Consider the following 14,639-nt stretch of genomic DNA (forward strand, 5'->3'; position numbering starts at 1 on the left):
ATTTGAGCTATCCCGACCCCTTCGAGGAAAAGTCCCCGTGGGACGAAAATCCCGAACCCCCGAAGAAGGAGAAGCCTTTGACTGCTGCCACCGACGGACCTGCCCCCTTCAAGATCGGCTTCACGTTCAAGGCCGCCAGCGGATTCGACGCGGAATGGCTGACCCCGACCGTCTACGGTCACGACGCTGAGGAAACCGCCCAGCGCGGCGCCGATCTGCTCGCCGCCATGAAGAACCAAGGGCTGATCGAACTCACCGCGAAGGCTGCCGAATACACCCGCAGCCAGTTCAAGGGCAGCGCAGGAAACCCCGGCGGCGGATCAGCGCCGAAGAAGTTCCAGGGTGGCAAGGTCCAGCCGAAGAAGCCAGCCGTCGCCGACGACGACTGCCCGCACGGCCGCAGCCTGGTGGAAAAGGCGAACTGGGCGGCCATGTTCTGCAACGGCGAGGACGGCGACAAGTGCGATCCGCTGTGGCGCCAGAAGGACGGCAGTTTCAAGGCCCGATAGTCACTAGTCGCAATGGGGGCCGGGCTCCCGCTCGGCCCCCCCTCTCGTCTGAGGAACCATGCATTTTCGCTCCGACATGACCGTCCACCTCATCAAGCATTCGGCTGCCGATACCGACGTTACCGATGCGGCCCGGGTCTCTACCCAGGGGGACGAGATCCTAGAGCAGTTCGAGCGCGACCCCCAGCGTGACCAGGGCCTGATTCACTTCCTGATGCGGGACCGGCACGGCAGCCCATTCGAGCACGCCTCGATGACCTTCTTCGTGCAAGCTCCCATATTCGTCGCCAGGGAGCACTTCAGACACAGGGCCGGATGGAGTTACAACGAAGAATCAGGGCGCTACTCCGAACTGAAGCCCCTCTTCTACGTCCCGGACGGCAAGCGCCCCCTGAGGCAGATCGGGAAGCCGGGGGCGTACGAATTCACGCTCGGCACCTACCAGCAGTACATGACCGTCAGCGGTGACCTGCGCCGAATCAGCACCGAGGCATACAGCACCTACAAACGCATGCTGGACATGGACGTCGCACGCGAAGTGGCAAGGATGGCTCTTCCGCTGAACATCTACACATCGTTCTATGCCACGTGCAATGCCCGGTCGCTCATGAACTTCCTGAGCCTCCGGACGAAGCGCGACAGCGCGCGCGTCCCGTCGTTCCCGCAACTGGAAATTCAGATGGTTGCCGACCAGATGGAAGACCACTTCCAGGTGCTGATGCCGGAAACCGCTGCTGCCTTCGAACAGCTCGGGAGAGTCGCACCGTGATGAACCTGCGCCTAGTCCAAGTCGTCGGGCTGGACAACGGCGGAGTCGAACTCTTCTGCTTCCTCTGCGGTCAGGGATTTGCCGAAGGCGGCTGTGACTGCTGCGACGACAACGAAGTGCTCTTGAGCGACCTCGTAAACGCAGCCCGGGACCACGTATGCAAGGAGACAACTGAAGGGTCTTAATGCAGGTCATAACCTACACGGTCAAGCGTCAGACGGTACGGATCAACGTAGCTGAGACCACGTGGGACCTGGACAAGTTCGCAGACTTCATCTTCGCCAATCCGATCCTCGGCTACGACACCGAGACAACCGGACTCAACTGGTGGGACTCCGACCGCGGATTCCGAATACGTCTCGCCCAGTTCGGTAACGGCGTCGAGAGCTGGGTCCTCCCAGTCGAGACCAACCCGGAGTTCAAGGCCGCTGCCATCTGGGCACTCCATAAGGCCCGGTGGCTGATCGCCCATAACGGCACCTATGACCAGCACGTCAGCGAACGGACCCTCGGCGTCCCGCTCGAAGAGCTGGCCCCCAAGATGTTCGACACCAAGATCCTTGCTCACCTCGTGGACCCCCGGCAGGTCAAGGAGTCCGGGCCCGGCCTGAAACTCGAAGAGCTGATCAAGTTCTACATTGACCCCGTTCTGGCCACCGAGGTCAAAGGCTCCATGACCGCGATAGCCAAACGCTACAAGGTCAAAAAAGAGGCCATATGGCCAATCGTCAAAACCTTCGACCCCGATTACCTGCTCTACGCGGGAATGGACCCCATTTGGGCCTACCGACTGCTTCACATCCTCCTGCCCAAGGTGCCGGCACGCTCGAAGGCGCGAGGGCTGATCGGCTGGGAACACCGACTCGCACACATCACGGCCAAGATGGAGCGAACCGGCTATCTGGTGGACGAAGAATACGCAGAACTGCGTATCGCCGAGCTGAGAGCCGAGGAAGCGCGATGGGTCGCGTTCGCAAGCCAGTGGGTTGAGAACGTCAACTCCGACAAGCAACTGATCGAGGCATTTCAGAAGCTCGGCTACAAGCTCACGAAGAAAACCCCCAAGGGGAACCTCAGTATGGACGCCGAGGTTCTCGACTCCATCGATCACCCGCTAGCCGAGGCAGTCAAGAAGGCGACCAAGGCCGCCAAGTGGCGGAAGACGTGGTTCGAAAATGCACTGGCCGGCCGGGACTCCGAGGGACGGGTACACCCATCCATTAATTCAATCCAGGCCCGCACCGCCCGGATGAGCATCACGGGAAGCGTCCCGGCCCAGACGTTCCCAGCAGGAACCGGATACGTCCGAAACATGTTCCTCGCCGAAGAAGGACACGTCTCCGTCAGCATCGACTTCGGAAACATGGAGCTGCGATTCCTGGCAGCCGAGTCACGAGACCCGGTCATGATGGACGCCTTCCTCAACGACAAGGACTTGCACCAGATTACGGCCGACGCTGCCGGAGTCGTCCGCAAGACAGGAAAGATGGCGAACTTCCTCACTGTCTTCGGCGGCGGTTGGAAGGCCCTCATGCAACAGGCCGGAATCGATGAGGGTACCGCACGGAAAACCATCGACGCCTTCAACGCGACCTATACATGGGTCGGGAAGCTGTCGAAGAAACTCATGGGCGAAGCCCGCAGGACCGGCTTCATCTACACCGTCACCGGGCGTCGGCTCCCCGTGGACCGCTCCCGCGCGTACGCGGCCCTTAACTACTACATTCAGAGCGGAAGCCGGGATATCACAGCCCGCGCCGTGATCAACCTCGACAAGGCCGGATTTACTCCATGGATCCGCCTCGTCATTCACGACGAAATCGTTTTTTCCTTCCCGAAGGACCGGGCGACGGAACTGACAAAGCAAGCCGCCAAGATCATGGAATTCACGGTCAAGGGCGTGCTGATTCCCGCAGAAGGAGAGATCGGAGACCGTTCCTGGGGCTCCATTCTCGACCTCGAAGACAGCAAGCACTAGGAGGCAAATTTGAAGATGACTGACCTGATCGAGGACGCCCAGAAGACCCTTGCCGAACACGGAGACATTCCCGTCGTCGTCCGCGATCCGGGATGCGGCTGCTGTGCCAGCAGCACCTACGAGGAGGCCGGAACTCACGTGGAGAAGGACGAAGTCAGGGTCTGGGGCGGCAGCGAGACCATCACTGCGCCTCTCGCATACGTCGTGAGCTGAGTCCTTGTACGAAGACGAGCTGGACGACATCGAGCTGTGCGAATGGTGCCAGCTCAACGACGCCGTGGGGCTCTTCAGCCTGGACGACGTAGAAACCGGCCTGTGTGCCGACTGTGCTGACAGCAACACCGTGGAGAGGTGCGAATGACCGACAAGCCCGAAGATGTTGAGTCCGTCATGAAGTCGATAGAGGACACGTTTGCCCTCGCCGAGCTGGAGAAGCGGGCCCTGGTCGCGGTCGCTGTCGCCGAAGTGGCCGGCACTGTGTTGCGGGCCGCGCTGGATCGTGGCATCCCGTACGAGATGGCCAAGGAAATGGCACAGGACTACTGGGTCTCAGAGATGGCGCCCACGATCGAGGTCGTTCACCACCTGGAGGAGGACGAGGAGTGACCTGCGGCATCCTGCATGCCTGCACCGTCCTCCTCGGAGAGAAGCGACCCTGCTGGGACTGCTACTTCCTCGGGATCGCGGAGGCCGCAAAAGCGCGCGGCGACTGCATCCGTAAGGAAGTCGGCTCAGTCCTGGTCCGTCCGGACCGCCGAACGGCCATCACGGGCTACAACGGCAGCGAACCAGGAGGGCCGAGCTGCAAGGCCGGCGAGTGCGAACGCTGCCTGAGCGACGTACCCGCCGGCACCGGCTATGAGGGCTGCATCGAGTACCACGCTGAGGCCAACGCAATCATGTGGAGCCGCCCTGAGGACCGCATCGGCGCCACCCTCTACGCGACGTGGGAGCCATGCGGCGACTGCCGGAAACTCATCCGCGGCGTAGGGATCCGAGAGGTCGTCTGGCTTGAACTCGGCACGAAGATAAGGCGGTTGACGATCTGACAGAGCCCGGAGCTGGTAGCGATGAGGGCCAGGAGCCGACTCCTGCCCAGTGGTCTCACACGGACTCAGAAGGCAACACGGTGACTTGGGTTGCGGCAGAGGGCCACGGCGCCCTGGTCGCGCACCGGCAGATGCTCGAACTTCTGTTCTCCCCAAGCCTTGGGGGTTGACGTATGATCACGCAATCCACATGAGTGGACCCCCCGGAGGGCCTGGAAAACGCTCTGGGGGGTCCTGCCAGTCGCGAAGGGACTGACATGGGTAAGTCTGTCATGTCTGCAATCGACATTGCAGCTCGGGCCATCACCGGAAAGCAGCTCCGGGCCGTCGACTATCTGCGCGTATCCACTGAAGATCAGGCAAAGGGATACGGCATCGCCTACACGGGCAAGCGGACCGCCGCCCACATCGCTCGGAAGAATTGGGATCACGTCGGCACCTTCAAGGACGAAGGCGAGTCCGGCACCCTCCCGTGGGAGTTGCGCGAGGGCGCATCCAAGATCATGGAACTCGCGGTACAGGAGCCGCGCCCGTTCGACCTGGTCTGTGTCTACGAGACCCGCGCCATCGGGCGGAAGAACCGAGTCTTCTGGGAATGGGTCTGGAAGCTCCAAGACCTCGGCATTTTCGTGGCTGTTGTCGATGAGGACATCGACAACACGACCGAAGAGGGCGAGGCGCGGATGCGCGACAAGGCCAACGAGTCGTTCAAGGAACTCGCCAAGATCCGGAAGCGCACACAGGGCGGCATTCAGGAGAAGGCGGAGATGGGGGGCTTCCCGGGAGGCAAGCACCGCTACGGCTACCGCATCGCGAACCAAGGCATCAAGGGCGAACAGGAACTGGTCCTGGACCTCTGCGACGGAAACGAGGCCTGCACCCGCACTGACCCCTGTGACGCCGTGCACGAGACCGAGGTTCTGAGGTTCGCTCGGAACATCTTGCTGAGGGTCGGAGGCAACTGGGAGAAGGTTGCTCTCTACCTGAACGCTGAAGGCTTCTTCACGCGCTCGGGGAAGCCCTGGACCGCCCCCAACATCCGGGGCCGCATGCTGGACGAGGATCTCCTGAACGCCAGGTACGTCTTCCGAAGCGAGAAGCACGCCCAGTACGGCCCGGACGGTACTCCGGTATGGGGCGAGTCGATCACTCTGAGCCTTCCCCCGGTCTTCACACCGGAAGAAGTGGTGGAGCTGCGGACAGCGGCGGCGAAGCCCGGCCGGAAGTCTCCCGTCCAGGGGCGGGTGTATCCGCTTTCGGGGCGCCTGATGAGCCTGTGCGGTGGGCACTACGTCGGCGGTAGCTCTGCCGAGGCAACCACCCTCAACTACAGGTGCAACGGCAAGACCGCGGAGTACGCCGGCGCGGCTACCTGCTCATGCCCCCAGATCTACGCCCAAGGTGTCGAAGAGTGGGTGTGGGGCAACGTCTGTGACCTGCTCGGGGACAGGGACCGGCTGCTAGCTCTGGCGGATGAGTGGGTCGGGGAAGCCGCCAAGCAGAAGATCGACTACTCCTCTCGCCTTGCGTCCCTGGACCAGAAGATCGCCGAGAAGGACGGGACGATCGACCTCATGATGGCCGTGGCTGCGAAGCAGGTGACCCGAGAGGGCCTGACCGGATTCGCGGCTGAAGCTGCCGTGGAGAGGAAGCTCAAGCCGCTGTATGACGAGCTGGACCAGCTTCGTAGCGAGCGAGCTGATATTGAGGCCTGGCAGGCGGACGCCCAACAGGCGGACCAGCGAGCGAATGACCTGCTGGCCCTCGCGCAGACCGCGAACGGTCGGCTGGACAAGTACACCCCCGCGCAGCAGGCGGATTGGATTGCGCTGCTGGACATCAAGGTGACGATCCTGGAGACGCCTCCGCCGATGCACCGGGGTATCACGTGCACGATCGGGGAGTGGTTCCGCGACAACGAGCGGTTGGTGCCCACTCTCAATGACGAGATCTGGGAGCAGATTGTTGAGACGGAGGGTTTCCCGGCTGGAGGGCTTGTCTCTCGTCAGAAGGGAGGACTTGCCCCGCGCACCGTCTTTGAGGCGTTCCTCAAGAAGGCGCGCACAGGGGTGGCCTGGCCCGAGCTTGACGCTGAGCACGGTTCTACGGGCCTGATAGGTCACTGGAAGCGCTGGAGCAAGCAAGGTCGTTGGGACCGCGCGCTGTGGCTGATGAGGGACTGTGACGGGGTGCCTGTAGCCCCCCGTCACCGACTCCCCAAGATGGAGATGACCGGCAAGGTCCGGCCTGGCGTGATTCTTGCTGCGACTAGCGGCGAGGCGGGCGACCGGATGTCCCACGTCCAGGCATCGGGCCCTTCGGCAGCGGCATGTTGCTCATCAGGTCGCCCATCGCGCGCAGGCGGTCGTTGGTCGCCGTGACCTGCGGGCCGGTCAGGACGCGCGGGAGCTTCAGCATCGTCGTGCGGACCTTCTTCAGCGGGATCTGGCCCTCGCCGGTGCCCACCATCACGTCGTGCACGGGGACGTCCGCGACGATGCGGTTCATCTTCTTCTTCTCGGCGGCCAGCAGGGACTTCACCCGGTTCGGGTTGCCCTCGGCGACCAGGACGATGCCGGCCTTGCCGACCGCGCGGTGCACCACGTCCTGGCTGCGGTTCATCGCCACCGCCGGGGTCGTCGTCCAGCCCCGGCCGATGTTGTCCAGTACCGCCGCCGCGGCGCCCGGCTGGCCCTCCATCTGCCCGAAGGCGGCCCGCTCGGCGCGTCGTCCGAAGACGATCGCCGTCGCGAGGAAGGCGAGCAGCAGGCCGAGAATGCCCAGATAGATGGGGTGACCGAGCAAGAAGCCGATCGCGAGGAAGACACCGAAGGTGACAATTCCGACAGCCGCGAGTACAAGACCGATCGTCTTGTCGGCCTTGCGCGTCATCTTGTACGTCAGGGCGATCTGCTTGAGTCGCCCGGGGTTCGCAGCGTTGTCCGCTGTCGTGTCCTTCCTCGCCATGCCACGAGTCTACGTGGCTCCCGGAGCGCCGACGACGGCGGTGCCCGGGGCGAGGGGGTTCAGGAGCGGGAGGTGAGGGACTGTTCGAGGACGAGCTGGGCCTCGACGCGGTCCTTGGCGCGACGGCGGTCCTCCAGGACGGAGGTCCACGCGTTGCGGCGGGCGGTGCGCTGGCCGCCGCTCATCAGGAGCGACTCGACGGCGCGCAGGGCGTCGGTGACGGACGGGATGGCGGTGGCGCGGACGGGTGCGGCCTGCATGGTGGAGGTCCCCCCTCGGAACGGCTCTCGGTATGGGGCTACGTGCTGTGAGTCGAGTGTCACTGTTCGGTGTTACCAGGGCGTGACCGACCGGTCAAACGCCAATGAAGCCTTGATGCGAGGGGCCCGGACGCTGACGCGGCCCTGATGGGCGCCCTCAACTGGGAGGACGGTCAGGGCCGCACCGACAGCCGATGCTACCGGCTGGTAGTCGCTTGTGCGTGAATTCACACGGTGTGCGGGTCAGACCGCCTGCGAGGCCACGTAGGCTCCACGCTTCTCCACCGCCATCTGGTAGAGGCGCCCGGCGCGGTACGAAGAGCGCACCAGCGGGCCGGACATGACCCCGGAGAAGCCGATCTGCTCGGCCTCCTCCTTGAGTTCGACGAACTCGTGCGGCTTCACCCAGCGCTCCACCGGGTGGTGCCGCACCGACGGCCGCAGGTACTGCGTGATGGTCACCAACTCGCAGCCCGCCTCGTGCAGTTGGCGCAGCGCCTCGCTGACCTCCTCGCGGGTCTCGCCCATGCCGAGGATCAGGTTCGACTTGGTGACCAGGCCGTAGTCGCGGGCCTCGGTGATGACCTTGAGCGAGCGGTCGTAGCGGAAGCCGGGGCGGATGCGCTTGAAGATGCGGGGGACCGTCTCGACGTTGTGCGCGAAGACCTCGGGGCGGGAGGAGAAGACCTCGGCGAGCTGCTCCGGGACGGCGTTGAAGTCGGGGGCGAGGAGTTCGACCTTGGTGCGGCCGGCCTCGCGGGACGCCGTCTGCTCGTGGATCTGACGGACCGTCTCCGCGTACAGCCAGGCGCCGCCGTCCTCCAGGTCGTCGCGGGCGACGCCGGTGATCGTGGCGTAGTTCAGGTCCATCGTGACCACGGACTCGCCCACCCGGCGCGGTTCGTCGCGGTCCAGCGCCTCGGGCTTGCCGGTGTCGATCTGGCAGAAGTCGCAGCGCCGGGTGCACTGGTCGCCGCCGATGAGGAAGGTCGCCTCGCGGTCCTCCCAGCACTCGTAGATGTTGGGGCAGCCGGCTTCCTGGCAGACCGTGTGCAGACCTTCGCTCTTCACGAGGGCCTGCATCTTCGTGTACTCGGGACCCATTTTCGCCCGGGTCTTGATCCACTCGGGCTTGCGCTCGATGGGGGTCTGGGCGTTCCGGACCTCCAGGCGCAGCATCTTGCGTCCGTCGGGTGCGACTGCGGACACGATGGGCTCCCTAGCGATTGATTCTTCGGCGTCCCCAAGGGTACGCCCGTGGATTTGAATGCCCGTTGCCCCGATCAGGCGGCCGGTGTCTTCTCGATCACCCTGGGCTTCAGGTCCGCGTGCTCCAGTACGTCCTTCAGGTGGCGCTCGACCACCGGCAGCACCTCGGCGATGGTCACGTCCCGGCCCAGCTCGGCCGCGAGCGAGGCCACGCCCGCGTCGCGGATGCCGCACGGGATGATCCGGTCGAACCAGCGGTTGTCCGGGTTCACGTTCAGCGCGAAGCCGTGCATCGTGACGCCCTTGGCCACGCGGATCCCGATCGCGGCGATCTTGCGGTCCTCGCGGCGCTGGCCGGCGTTCGACGGCGCGTACTCGGGGCCGTTCATCCGCGGGTCGAACTCCTCGTCGTGCAGCCGGGGGTCGAAGTCGAGGGAGAGCCCGCCGATCGACGGGCGCCGCTCGACCGGGTCGCCCAGCACCCACACCCCGCTGCGGCCCTCGACCCGGCTGGTCTCGACGCCGAACTCCGCGCACACGCGGATCAGCGCCTCCTCCAGCCGCCGTACGTGCGCGACGACGTCCACCGGGCGGGGCAGCTTCTGGATCGGGTAGCCGACCAGCTGGCCCGGGCCGTGCCAGGTGATCTTGCCGCCGCGGTCGACGTCGACGACCGGGGTGCCGTCGAGCGGGCGCTCGCTGTCCGCCGTGCGGCGGCCGGCCGTGTACACCGGCGGATGCTCCAGCAGGAGCACGGTGTCCGGGACCGCGTCCTCGAAGCGGGCCGCGTGCACCCGGCGCTGCTCGTCCCACGCCTCCTGGTACTCGACGGCCTCCGCGCCGAACCCCATCCGGACGAACCGCAACTCACCCACGGCAAGCGCCTCCCTCACAGCACCCACGAGTCGTAAGGCATGAAACATGCCTACGCCACTGTACGACCGACCGCTGACAGCCCACCGGGCGGCCGGGACCGTCAGCCCTACGACCAATCCTCACACGATCGGATGAATGCACGTCGGAATGTGCGACGAGCCGCTTACGCTCCGCTACATTCGCGCCGTTCACGAGGCCAAAAGGGCTGCTCACAGGCAATCCGGGCAGGCGGTGGCCGCATCGGCCGCCGTGAGGCCCGAAAGGCAGGAGACCGCACCGCAGATGACGGAACGACCCGCGCAGCGCACTCCCAACCGTCAACTCGCCGCGCTCATCGCAGAAGCGGGGTTCTCCAACGCGGGGCTCGCCCGTCGCGTGGACCAACTCGGTCTCGAACACGGGCTTGATCTGAGATACGACAAGACGTCGGTCACCCGGTGGCTGCGCGGGCAGCAGCCCCGCGGCACCACCCCCGCCCTCATCGCCGAGGTCTTCACCCGCCGGCTCGGGCGCCGGCTCACCGCGCAGGACCTCGGCCTCGACGCCTGCGCGCCGGTGTACGCCGGGCTCGAATTCGCCGCGACCCCCGAGGAGGCCGTCGACATCGTCAGCGGGCTGTGGCGCAAGGACTCCGGCAGCCACGCCGAACTGCGCAAGATCGCCTTCACCCCGGCCGGTCTCGTCGTGCCCAGCCGGGACTGGCTGATCGGCCGCGCCGACGACCGCGTCGGCCGCGCCGAGGCCACGAACCGGGTGCCCCCGCAGGGCCGCCCCGCCGTACCCCGCCAGCGCGGCGCCGCCGAACGCGGCCCAGGCCAGAAGGTCACCGGCGGCGACATCTCCGCGCTCCGCTCGGTCGGCGAACTCTTCCGCACCCTCGACAACGCCTACGGCGGCGGCCACGCCCGCCAGGCCCTCGTGCGCTACCTGGAGCACGAGACCGAGCCGATGCTGCGCGGCACCTACGGCGAACAGACCGGCCGGCGCCTGTTCGCGGCGGCGGCCGACCTCACCCGGCTCGCGGGCTGGACGTCGTACGACATCGCCGCGCACGGGCTCGCGCAACGCTACTTCGTGCAGGCGCTGCGGCTCTCCCAGGCGGCCGGGGACCGGGCCTACGGCTCCTACGTGCTCATGACCATGAGCAGGCAGGCCGTCTACCTCGGGCACGGGCGCGAGGCCGTGCAGCTCGCGCGGGTGGCGCAGCAGGGCGTCGGGACCAACGCGCCGCCCGTCGTGCAGGCGCTGCTGCACTCCGTGGAGGCGCGGGCGCACGGGGTGCTCGGGGAGGTACGGGCGTGCACCTCGGCGCTCGTCAGGGCCGAGCGCGCCCTCGAAACGGCACGGGCCGGGGACGAAGTCCCTTACTGGGCGCGGTTCTTCGACGAGGCGCAGCTCGCCGACGAGTTCGGGCACGCCCACCGCGACCTCCAGCAGTTCCGGGCCGCCGCCCAGCACGCGGAGCGCTCGCTGCAACTGCGGGCGCCCGCGTTCGCCCGCAGCCGCCTCTTCTGCCGGATCGTGCTCGCCTCCGCCCGGCTCGGGCTCGGGGAACTCGACCAGGCGTGCGTGCTGGGGGCGGAGGCGGCGGGTCAGGCGGCGGAGATGCGGTCGGTGCGGGCGGTCGAGTACGTCCGGGACTTCGAGCGGCGGCTCGAGCCGTACAAGGACGCCGCTCCGGTGCGGGGGTATCGCGACAAGGTCGCCGCGTTCGGATGAGGCCGGGGGCGGGGTGCGGGGCGCGGTTCGGGGGACTGTGCGGCGCCGTGATGGCGGCCGGGTGGTCAGCCCCCCGCGCCCCCGCGTGGGGTCAGGCGGCCCGTGTCGTCCGGACCGGGTCCGCCCGGTGCATCGAACCTGCCGCCGTGAGGTCCCCGAGGATCGCCGCCGAGGCCCTGTGCGCCGAGTGCAGCGCCCCCTGGACCGTGCTCGTGTCCCGGTGGTCGCCGCACACGTACAGGCCCGCCAACAGCCTTACGGAGCGCCGTAGATCGTGCGGCGGGCGCATGGCCGGGACGGCCTCGGCGGTGTGGTGGACGGCGAGGGTCTCCCAGCGGGCCGTCGAGGTGCCGTAGAGGCGGGACAGATGGGTGCGTACGGCGGTCTCGACGTCCGGTGGCGGCGGGCCGAGGACCGTCGAGGAGACGAGGCAGCGGCCGGCCGGCGCGCGGCTCGGGTCGACCCTGCTGACGATCGCGGTGTGCGCGACCGGGCCGCCGCGGTCGGAGTCCACCAGGAGGGCGGCTCCGGTCGTGGGCGGGTCGTCGGTCGTGTGGTGCACGACGGTCACCTGATGGAAGTCCGGTACGCGCAGGCCCGGCAGGAGTTCGGCCGCCGCGCGCGCGTCCGTCGCGACGAGCACGGCCCGGCAGCGGATCTCGCCGTGTTCGGCGGTGGTCACCGCTGTCGTCGACACGGCGGTCACGCGTACGCCGGTGTGCACGGTGCCCGGTGGCAGCGCGGCGGCCAGCACCTCGGGCAGCATCTCCGCGCCGCCCTCCGGCAGGCACAGCCGCCCGCCCGCGAAGGCGCGCAGCGCGAGGTCGGCGCACCGGCTCGACGTGGTCAGCTCCGGGTCGCACAGCAGCGCGGCGAGCAGCGGGCGCAGGAACCCGTCGATGGTGCGGGCGGGCACCCCGCGCGCGGCGAGCGCCTGCCCGGCGGGCGACTCGGGGCGGGACAGGAGCCGTTCGACGGGCGTCCCCGCGAGCCGGGTGAGCGCGGCCCCGAGCCGCGCCTGGTCGACGGGACCGCCGACCGGGGCACCGCTCCGCGGCCTGGGCACCGCGGCGACCCTCCGGGCGTCCCCGGAACGGTCCTTGACCGCCGGGCCGCCCCAGGAGGAGTCCGTACGGCTCCTGGGCGCCGGTCGGCCCCGGGAGGCCCCGGCGGGGTCGGCGGCGACCGTCCTCTCGCCCCGGAGGGAGGGTTTGCGGTTCACCGTCCCCGCCCTGGGGGCGCTTGCCAGGGCGCGTACCGCGTGGAGTGCGCCCCATGCGCTCCCTCCGGGCGCCGGGGTGCCCGCGCGGTGGTGGCGGCCGTCGCTGTGGAGGAGGACGCCCGGGGCGAAGGGGCACAGCACCAGGGCGTCGAGGCCCGGGGTACGGCGCAGTTCGGGGTACGAGGTGGACAGGAGCTGTCCGATCCGGTCGAGCCGGAAACCGTCGACCTTCTCGGTCGACATACGGCCGCCCACGTAAGGGGCGGCCTCCAGGACTACGGTCGTTACTCCTGCGCTGGTCAACCGATGCGCCGCGGCGAGTCCGGCGACCCCGGCTCCCACGACGACGACGTCCGCCTGGTACGCGTGCTCAAGCACGTGCCCCTCCTCAGGGTTGCGCGGCCGGTGGATGCGTCATGCCCCCAACAGCCTCCAGGGATACCCGAGTTCGGGTCGAGGTTAGGGCCGTGATCGGTCGGCGGAAGTCGCGCATACGCAGGGCACGGTCGCACGGCGGTCGCATACGGTCGCCGTGTGTCACCGCGCGCGGGGGCCAGGTGCCGGTCGGGTCCTGGTCAGGCCCGGGGCAGGCCCGGGCCGGCCCCCGGACGGACGGTCACAGTGCCGCCCGGATCGCCCCCTCGATGTCCGGGAACGCGAAGGTGAACCCCGACTCCAACAGCCGCTTCGGCAGCACCCGTTGACTCCCCAGCACATCCCCCGACATCTCGCCGAGGACCAGCTTCAGCGCGGGCGCCGGCACCGTGAAGAGGGACGGGCGGCGCAGCACGCGGCCCATCGCGGCCGTGATCTCACGGTTCGTCAGCGGGTTCGGGGCGGTGAGGTTGAAGGGTCCCGACAGGCCCTCGGTGTCGATGAGGTGCCGGATCGCCGCGACCTCGTCGTGCAGCGCGACGAACGACCAGTACTGCCGTCCGTCGCCGAACCGCCCGCCGACCCCCGCCTTGAAGAGGGGGAACAGCTTGGCCCACGCCCCGCCGTCCTTCGCGACGACCAGACCGGTCCGCGCGAACACCGTCCGCACGCCCGCCTCCTGGACGGGCGCCGTCGCCTCCTCCCACTCCACGCACAGCGCGGGCAGGAAGCCGTCCCCGGGCGGCGCGTCCTCGTCGACGGCACGGTCGCCCGTCTCGCCGTAGAAGCCGATCGCGCTGCCGTTCACCCACACGCGCGGCGGCCGGTCCAGCGCGGCCACCGCCTCCGCGAGGGCCGCCGTGCCGAGCACCCGGCTGTCGCGGACCGTCTTCTTGTACGCGTCCGTCCAGCGGTGGTCGCCGACTCCGGCACCGGCGAGGTTCACCACGGCGTCGCACCCGTCGAGCGCCGCCGCGTCCACGTACTGCCCCTCGGGGTCCCAGCACACCTCGTCGGCGCCCCGGGCGGCCCGCCGCACCAGGCGCACCACCTCGTGGCCGTCCGCGGTCAGGGACCGCACCAGCGCGCTGCCGATCAGACCGGAGGCGCCGGTCACCGCGATTCGCGAGTGTTCCATGGCGTCCATCCTGCCTCGTTGATCGATAAAAGCCCCATGAGGACGGCACTGCCCCCGTCGTAGTGTGGCGCGTATGTCCGAGCCGTACATACGCACCGCCCTGCCCGACGACGACCAGGAACTCGGGGCCCTGGACCGCGCCACCTGGTCCCATCTGCACGCGGTCATGCCGCGCCCGCAGCCGCCGTACGGCCCCTTCTTCGACGAGCGGCACGCGCCCGAGGACCATCTCGTCGCCGAACTCGACCGCCGGATCGTCGGCTACATCCGGCTCGCCTTCGCCACCCCGCTCGCCTGCAACACGCACGTCCGGCAGATCCAGGGGCTCGCCGTCGCCGAGGAGGCGCGCGGGCACGGGGTTGCCCGGGCGCTGGTGCGGGCCGCCGTCGAGGAGGCCCGGCGGCGCGGCGCCCGGCGGCTCACCCTGCGCGTGCTCGGTCACAACACCCCGGCGCGCAGGCTCTACGCGGCCGAGGGCTTCGCGGTCGAGGGCGTGCTCCCGGAGGAGTTCCTGCTCGACGGGGAGTACGTCGACGACGTCCTCATGGGCCGCGCCCTGTGACGGTGA

The 14,639-nt window shown here is 68.0% G+C and carries 16 protein-coding genes; 10 read left to right on the plus strand and 6 right to left on the minus strand.

Annotated elements, in window-relative coordinates; genetic code table 11:
- The first annotated feature begins 2 nt into the window (after window positions 1-2).
- The 8 genes from ACIQPR_RS43805 (at window position 3) to ACIQPR_RS43840 (ending at window position 6,686) form a co-directional block, all read left to right on the plus strand.
- Entirely contained in the window at window positions 3-509 is a 507-nt protein-coding gene (locus tag ACIQPR_RS43805) for a hypothetical protein (RefSeq protein ID WP_403661482.1), read from the plus strand.
- Between the two features lie 58 nt (window positions 510-567).
- Window positions 568-1,278, plus strand: coding sequence for an FAD-dependent thymidylate synthase (gene thyX, locus ACIQPR_RS43810; protein WP_403661485.1), 711 nt, complete (start codon window positions 568-570; stop codon window positions 1,276-1,278).
- 184 nt (window positions 1,279-1,462) lie between these two features.
- Window positions 1,463-3,256 (plus strand): DNA polymerase, encoded by a 1,794-nt coding sequence (locus tag ACIQPR_RS43815; RefSeq protein ID WP_403661488.1) that lies wholly within the window; start codon window positions 1,463-1,465, stop codon window positions 3,254-3,256.
- A 15-nt stretch (window positions 3,257-3,271) separates the two neighbouring features.
- The gene (locus ACIQPR_RS43820; RefSeq protein WP_403661491.1) at window positions 3,272-3,469 is read left to right on the plus strand and encodes a hypothetical protein; all 198 of its coding nucleotides are present in this window, start codon (window positions 3,272-3,274) and stop codon (window positions 3,467-3,469) included.
- A gap of 4 nt (window positions 3,470-3,473) precedes the next feature.
- Window positions 3,474-3,617 carry a hypothetical protein gene (locus ACIQPR_RS43825; protein ID WP_403661494.1) on the plus strand — a complete coding sequence of 48 codons (144 nt, stop codon included), beginning with the start codon at window positions 3,474-3,476 and terminating at the stop codon, window positions 3,615-3,617.
- The gene (locus ACIQPR_RS43830) at window positions 3,614-3,862 is read left to right on the plus strand and encodes a hypothetical protein (protein WP_403661497.1); all 249 of its coding nucleotides are present in this window, start codon (window positions 3,614-3,616) and stop codon (window positions 3,860-3,862) included. Before ACIQPR_RS43825 ends, ACIQPR_RS43830 begins: the two co-directional genes overlap by 4 nt.
- Window positions 3,859-4,305, plus strand: coding sequence for a deoxycytidylate deaminase (locus ACIQPR_RS43835; RefSeq protein WP_403661500.1), 447 nt, complete (start codon window positions 3,859-3,861; stop codon window positions 4,303-4,305). The genes ACIQPR_RS43830 and ACIQPR_RS43835 overlap by 4 nt, the downstream gene beginning before the upstream one ends.
- A gap of 272 nt (window positions 4,306-4,577) precedes the next feature.
- Window positions 4,578-6,686: a recombinase family protein gene (locus ACIQPR_RS43840; RefSeq protein WP_403661503.1), complete on the plus strand. Its 2,109-nt coding sequence runs from the start codon at window positions 4,578-4,580 to the stop codon at window positions 6,684-6,686.
- On the opposite strand, the gene ACIQPR_RS43845 is transcribed toward ACIQPR_RS43840, so the two are convergent.
- From ACIQPR_RS43845 to lipB, 4 genes are all read right to left on the minus strand, one after another.
- Entirely contained in the window at window positions 6,574-7,272 is a 699-nt protein-coding gene (locus ACIQPR_RS43845; protein WP_403661506.1) for a DUF4191 domain-containing protein, read from the minus strand. The two genes, ACIQPR_RS43840 and ACIQPR_RS43845, sit on opposite strands and share 113 nt — an antisense overlap.
- A 59-nt stretch (window positions 7,273-7,331) precedes the next feature.
- Window positions 7,332-7,532 carry a hypothetical protein gene (locus ACIQPR_RS43850; protein ID WP_262062993.1) on the minus strand — a complete coding sequence of 67 codons (201 nt, stop codon included), beginning with the start codon at window positions 7,530-7,532 and terminating at the stop codon, window positions 7,332-7,334.
- A gap of 243 nt (window positions 7,533-7,775) precedes the next feature.
- A complete protein-coding gene (gene lipA / locus ACIQPR_RS43855; protein WP_403661510.1) occupies window positions 7,776-8,741 on the minus strand; it encodes a lipoyl synthase in 966 nt (321 codons plus the stop codon).
- A 74-nt stretch (window positions 8,742-8,815) separates the two neighbouring features.
- Complete coding sequence (gene lipB, locus ACIQPR_RS43860) at window positions 8,816-9,616, minus strand: lipoyl(octanoyl) transferase LipB (protein ID WP_403661513.1); 801 nt, start codon at window positions 9,614-9,616, stop codon at window positions 8,816-8,818.
- Window positions 9,617-9,899: 283 nt separating this feature from the next.
- On the opposite strand from lipB, the gene ACIQPR_RS43865 reads away from it, so the two are divergent.
- Window positions 9,900-11,336 carry a regulator gene (locus ACIQPR_RS43865; RefSeq protein ID WP_403661516.1) on the plus strand — a complete coding sequence of 479 codons (1,437 nt, stop codon included), beginning with the start codon at window positions 9,900-9,902 and terminating at the stop codon, window positions 11,334-11,336.
- 91 nt (window positions 11,337-11,427) lie between these two features.
- On the opposite strand, the gene ACIQPR_RS43870 is transcribed toward ACIQPR_RS43865, so the two are convergent.
- The gene (locus ACIQPR_RS43870) at window positions 11,428-12,936 is read right to left on the minus strand and encodes an NAD(P)/FAD-dependent oxidoreductase (protein WP_403661519.1); all 1,509 of its coding nucleotides are present in this window, start codon (window positions 12,934-12,936) and stop codon (window positions 11,428-11,430) included.
- Window positions 12,937-13,174: 238 nt separating this feature from the next.
- Window positions 13,175-14,071: a TIGR01777 family oxidoreductase gene (locus ACIQPR_RS43875; protein WP_403661522.1), complete on the minus strand. Its 897-nt coding sequence runs from the start codon at window positions 14,069-14,071 to the stop codon at window positions 13,175-13,177.
- A gap of 73 nt (window positions 14,072-14,144) precedes the next feature.
- On the opposite strand from ACIQPR_RS43875, the gene ACIQPR_RS43880 reads away from it, so the two are divergent.
- A complete protein-coding gene (locus ACIQPR_RS43880) occupies window positions 14,145-14,633 on the plus strand; it encodes a GNAT family N-acetyltransferase (RefSeq protein ID WP_403661525.1) in 489 nt (162 codons plus the stop codon).
- Window positions 14,634-14,639 lie beyond the last annotated feature (6 nt).

This window comes from Streptomyces sp. NPDC091280 (assembly GCF_044768565.1).
Classification (GTDB): Bacteria; Actinomycetota; Actinomycetes; order Streptomycetales; family Streptomycetaceae; genus Streptomyces.

Excerpts from the sequence above, each read along its gene's own strand:
- thyX (WP_403661485.1), top strand. The coding sequence starts at position 568 with ATGCATTTTCGCTCCGACATGACCGTCCACCTCATCAAGCATTCGGCT.
- ACIQPR_RS43815 (WP_403661488.1), top strand. The coding sequence starts at position 1,463 with ATGCAGGTCATAACCTACACGGTCAAGCGTCAGACGGTACGGATCAAC.
- ACIQPR_RS43820 (WP_403661491.1), top strand. The coding sequence starts at position 3,272 with ATGACTGACCTGATCGAGGACGCCCAGAAGACCCTTGCCGAACACGGA.
- ACIQPR_RS43830 (WP_403661497.1), top strand. The coding sequence starts at position 3,614 with ATGACCGACAAGCCCGAAGATGTTGAGTCCGTCATGAAGTCGATAGAG.
- ACIQPR_RS43840 (WP_403661503.1), top strand. The coding sequence starts at position 4,578 with ATGTCTGCAATCGACATTGCAGCTCGGGCCATCACCGGAAAGCAGCTC.
- ACIQPR_RS43845 (WP_403661506.1), bottom strand. The coding sequence starts at position 7,272 with ATGGCGAGGAAGGACACGACAGCGGACAACGCTGCGAACCCCGGGCGA.
- ACIQPR_RS43850 (WP_262062993.1), bottom strand. The coding sequence starts at position 7,532 with ATGCAGGCCGCACCCGTCCGCGCCACCGCCATCCCGTCCGTCACCGAC.
- ACIQPR_RS43865 (WP_403661516.1), top strand. The coding sequence starts at position 9,900 with ATGACGGAACGACCCGCGCAGCGCACTCCCAACCGTCAACTCGCCGCG.
- ACIQPR_RS43875 (WP_403661522.1), bottom strand. The coding sequence starts at position 14,071 with ATGGAACACTCGCGAATCGCGGTGACCGGCGCCTCCGGTCTGATCGGC.
- ACIQPR_RS43880 (WP_403661525.1), top strand. The coding sequence starts at position 14,145 with ATGTCCGAGCCGTACATACGCACCGCCCTGCCCGACGACGACCAGGAA.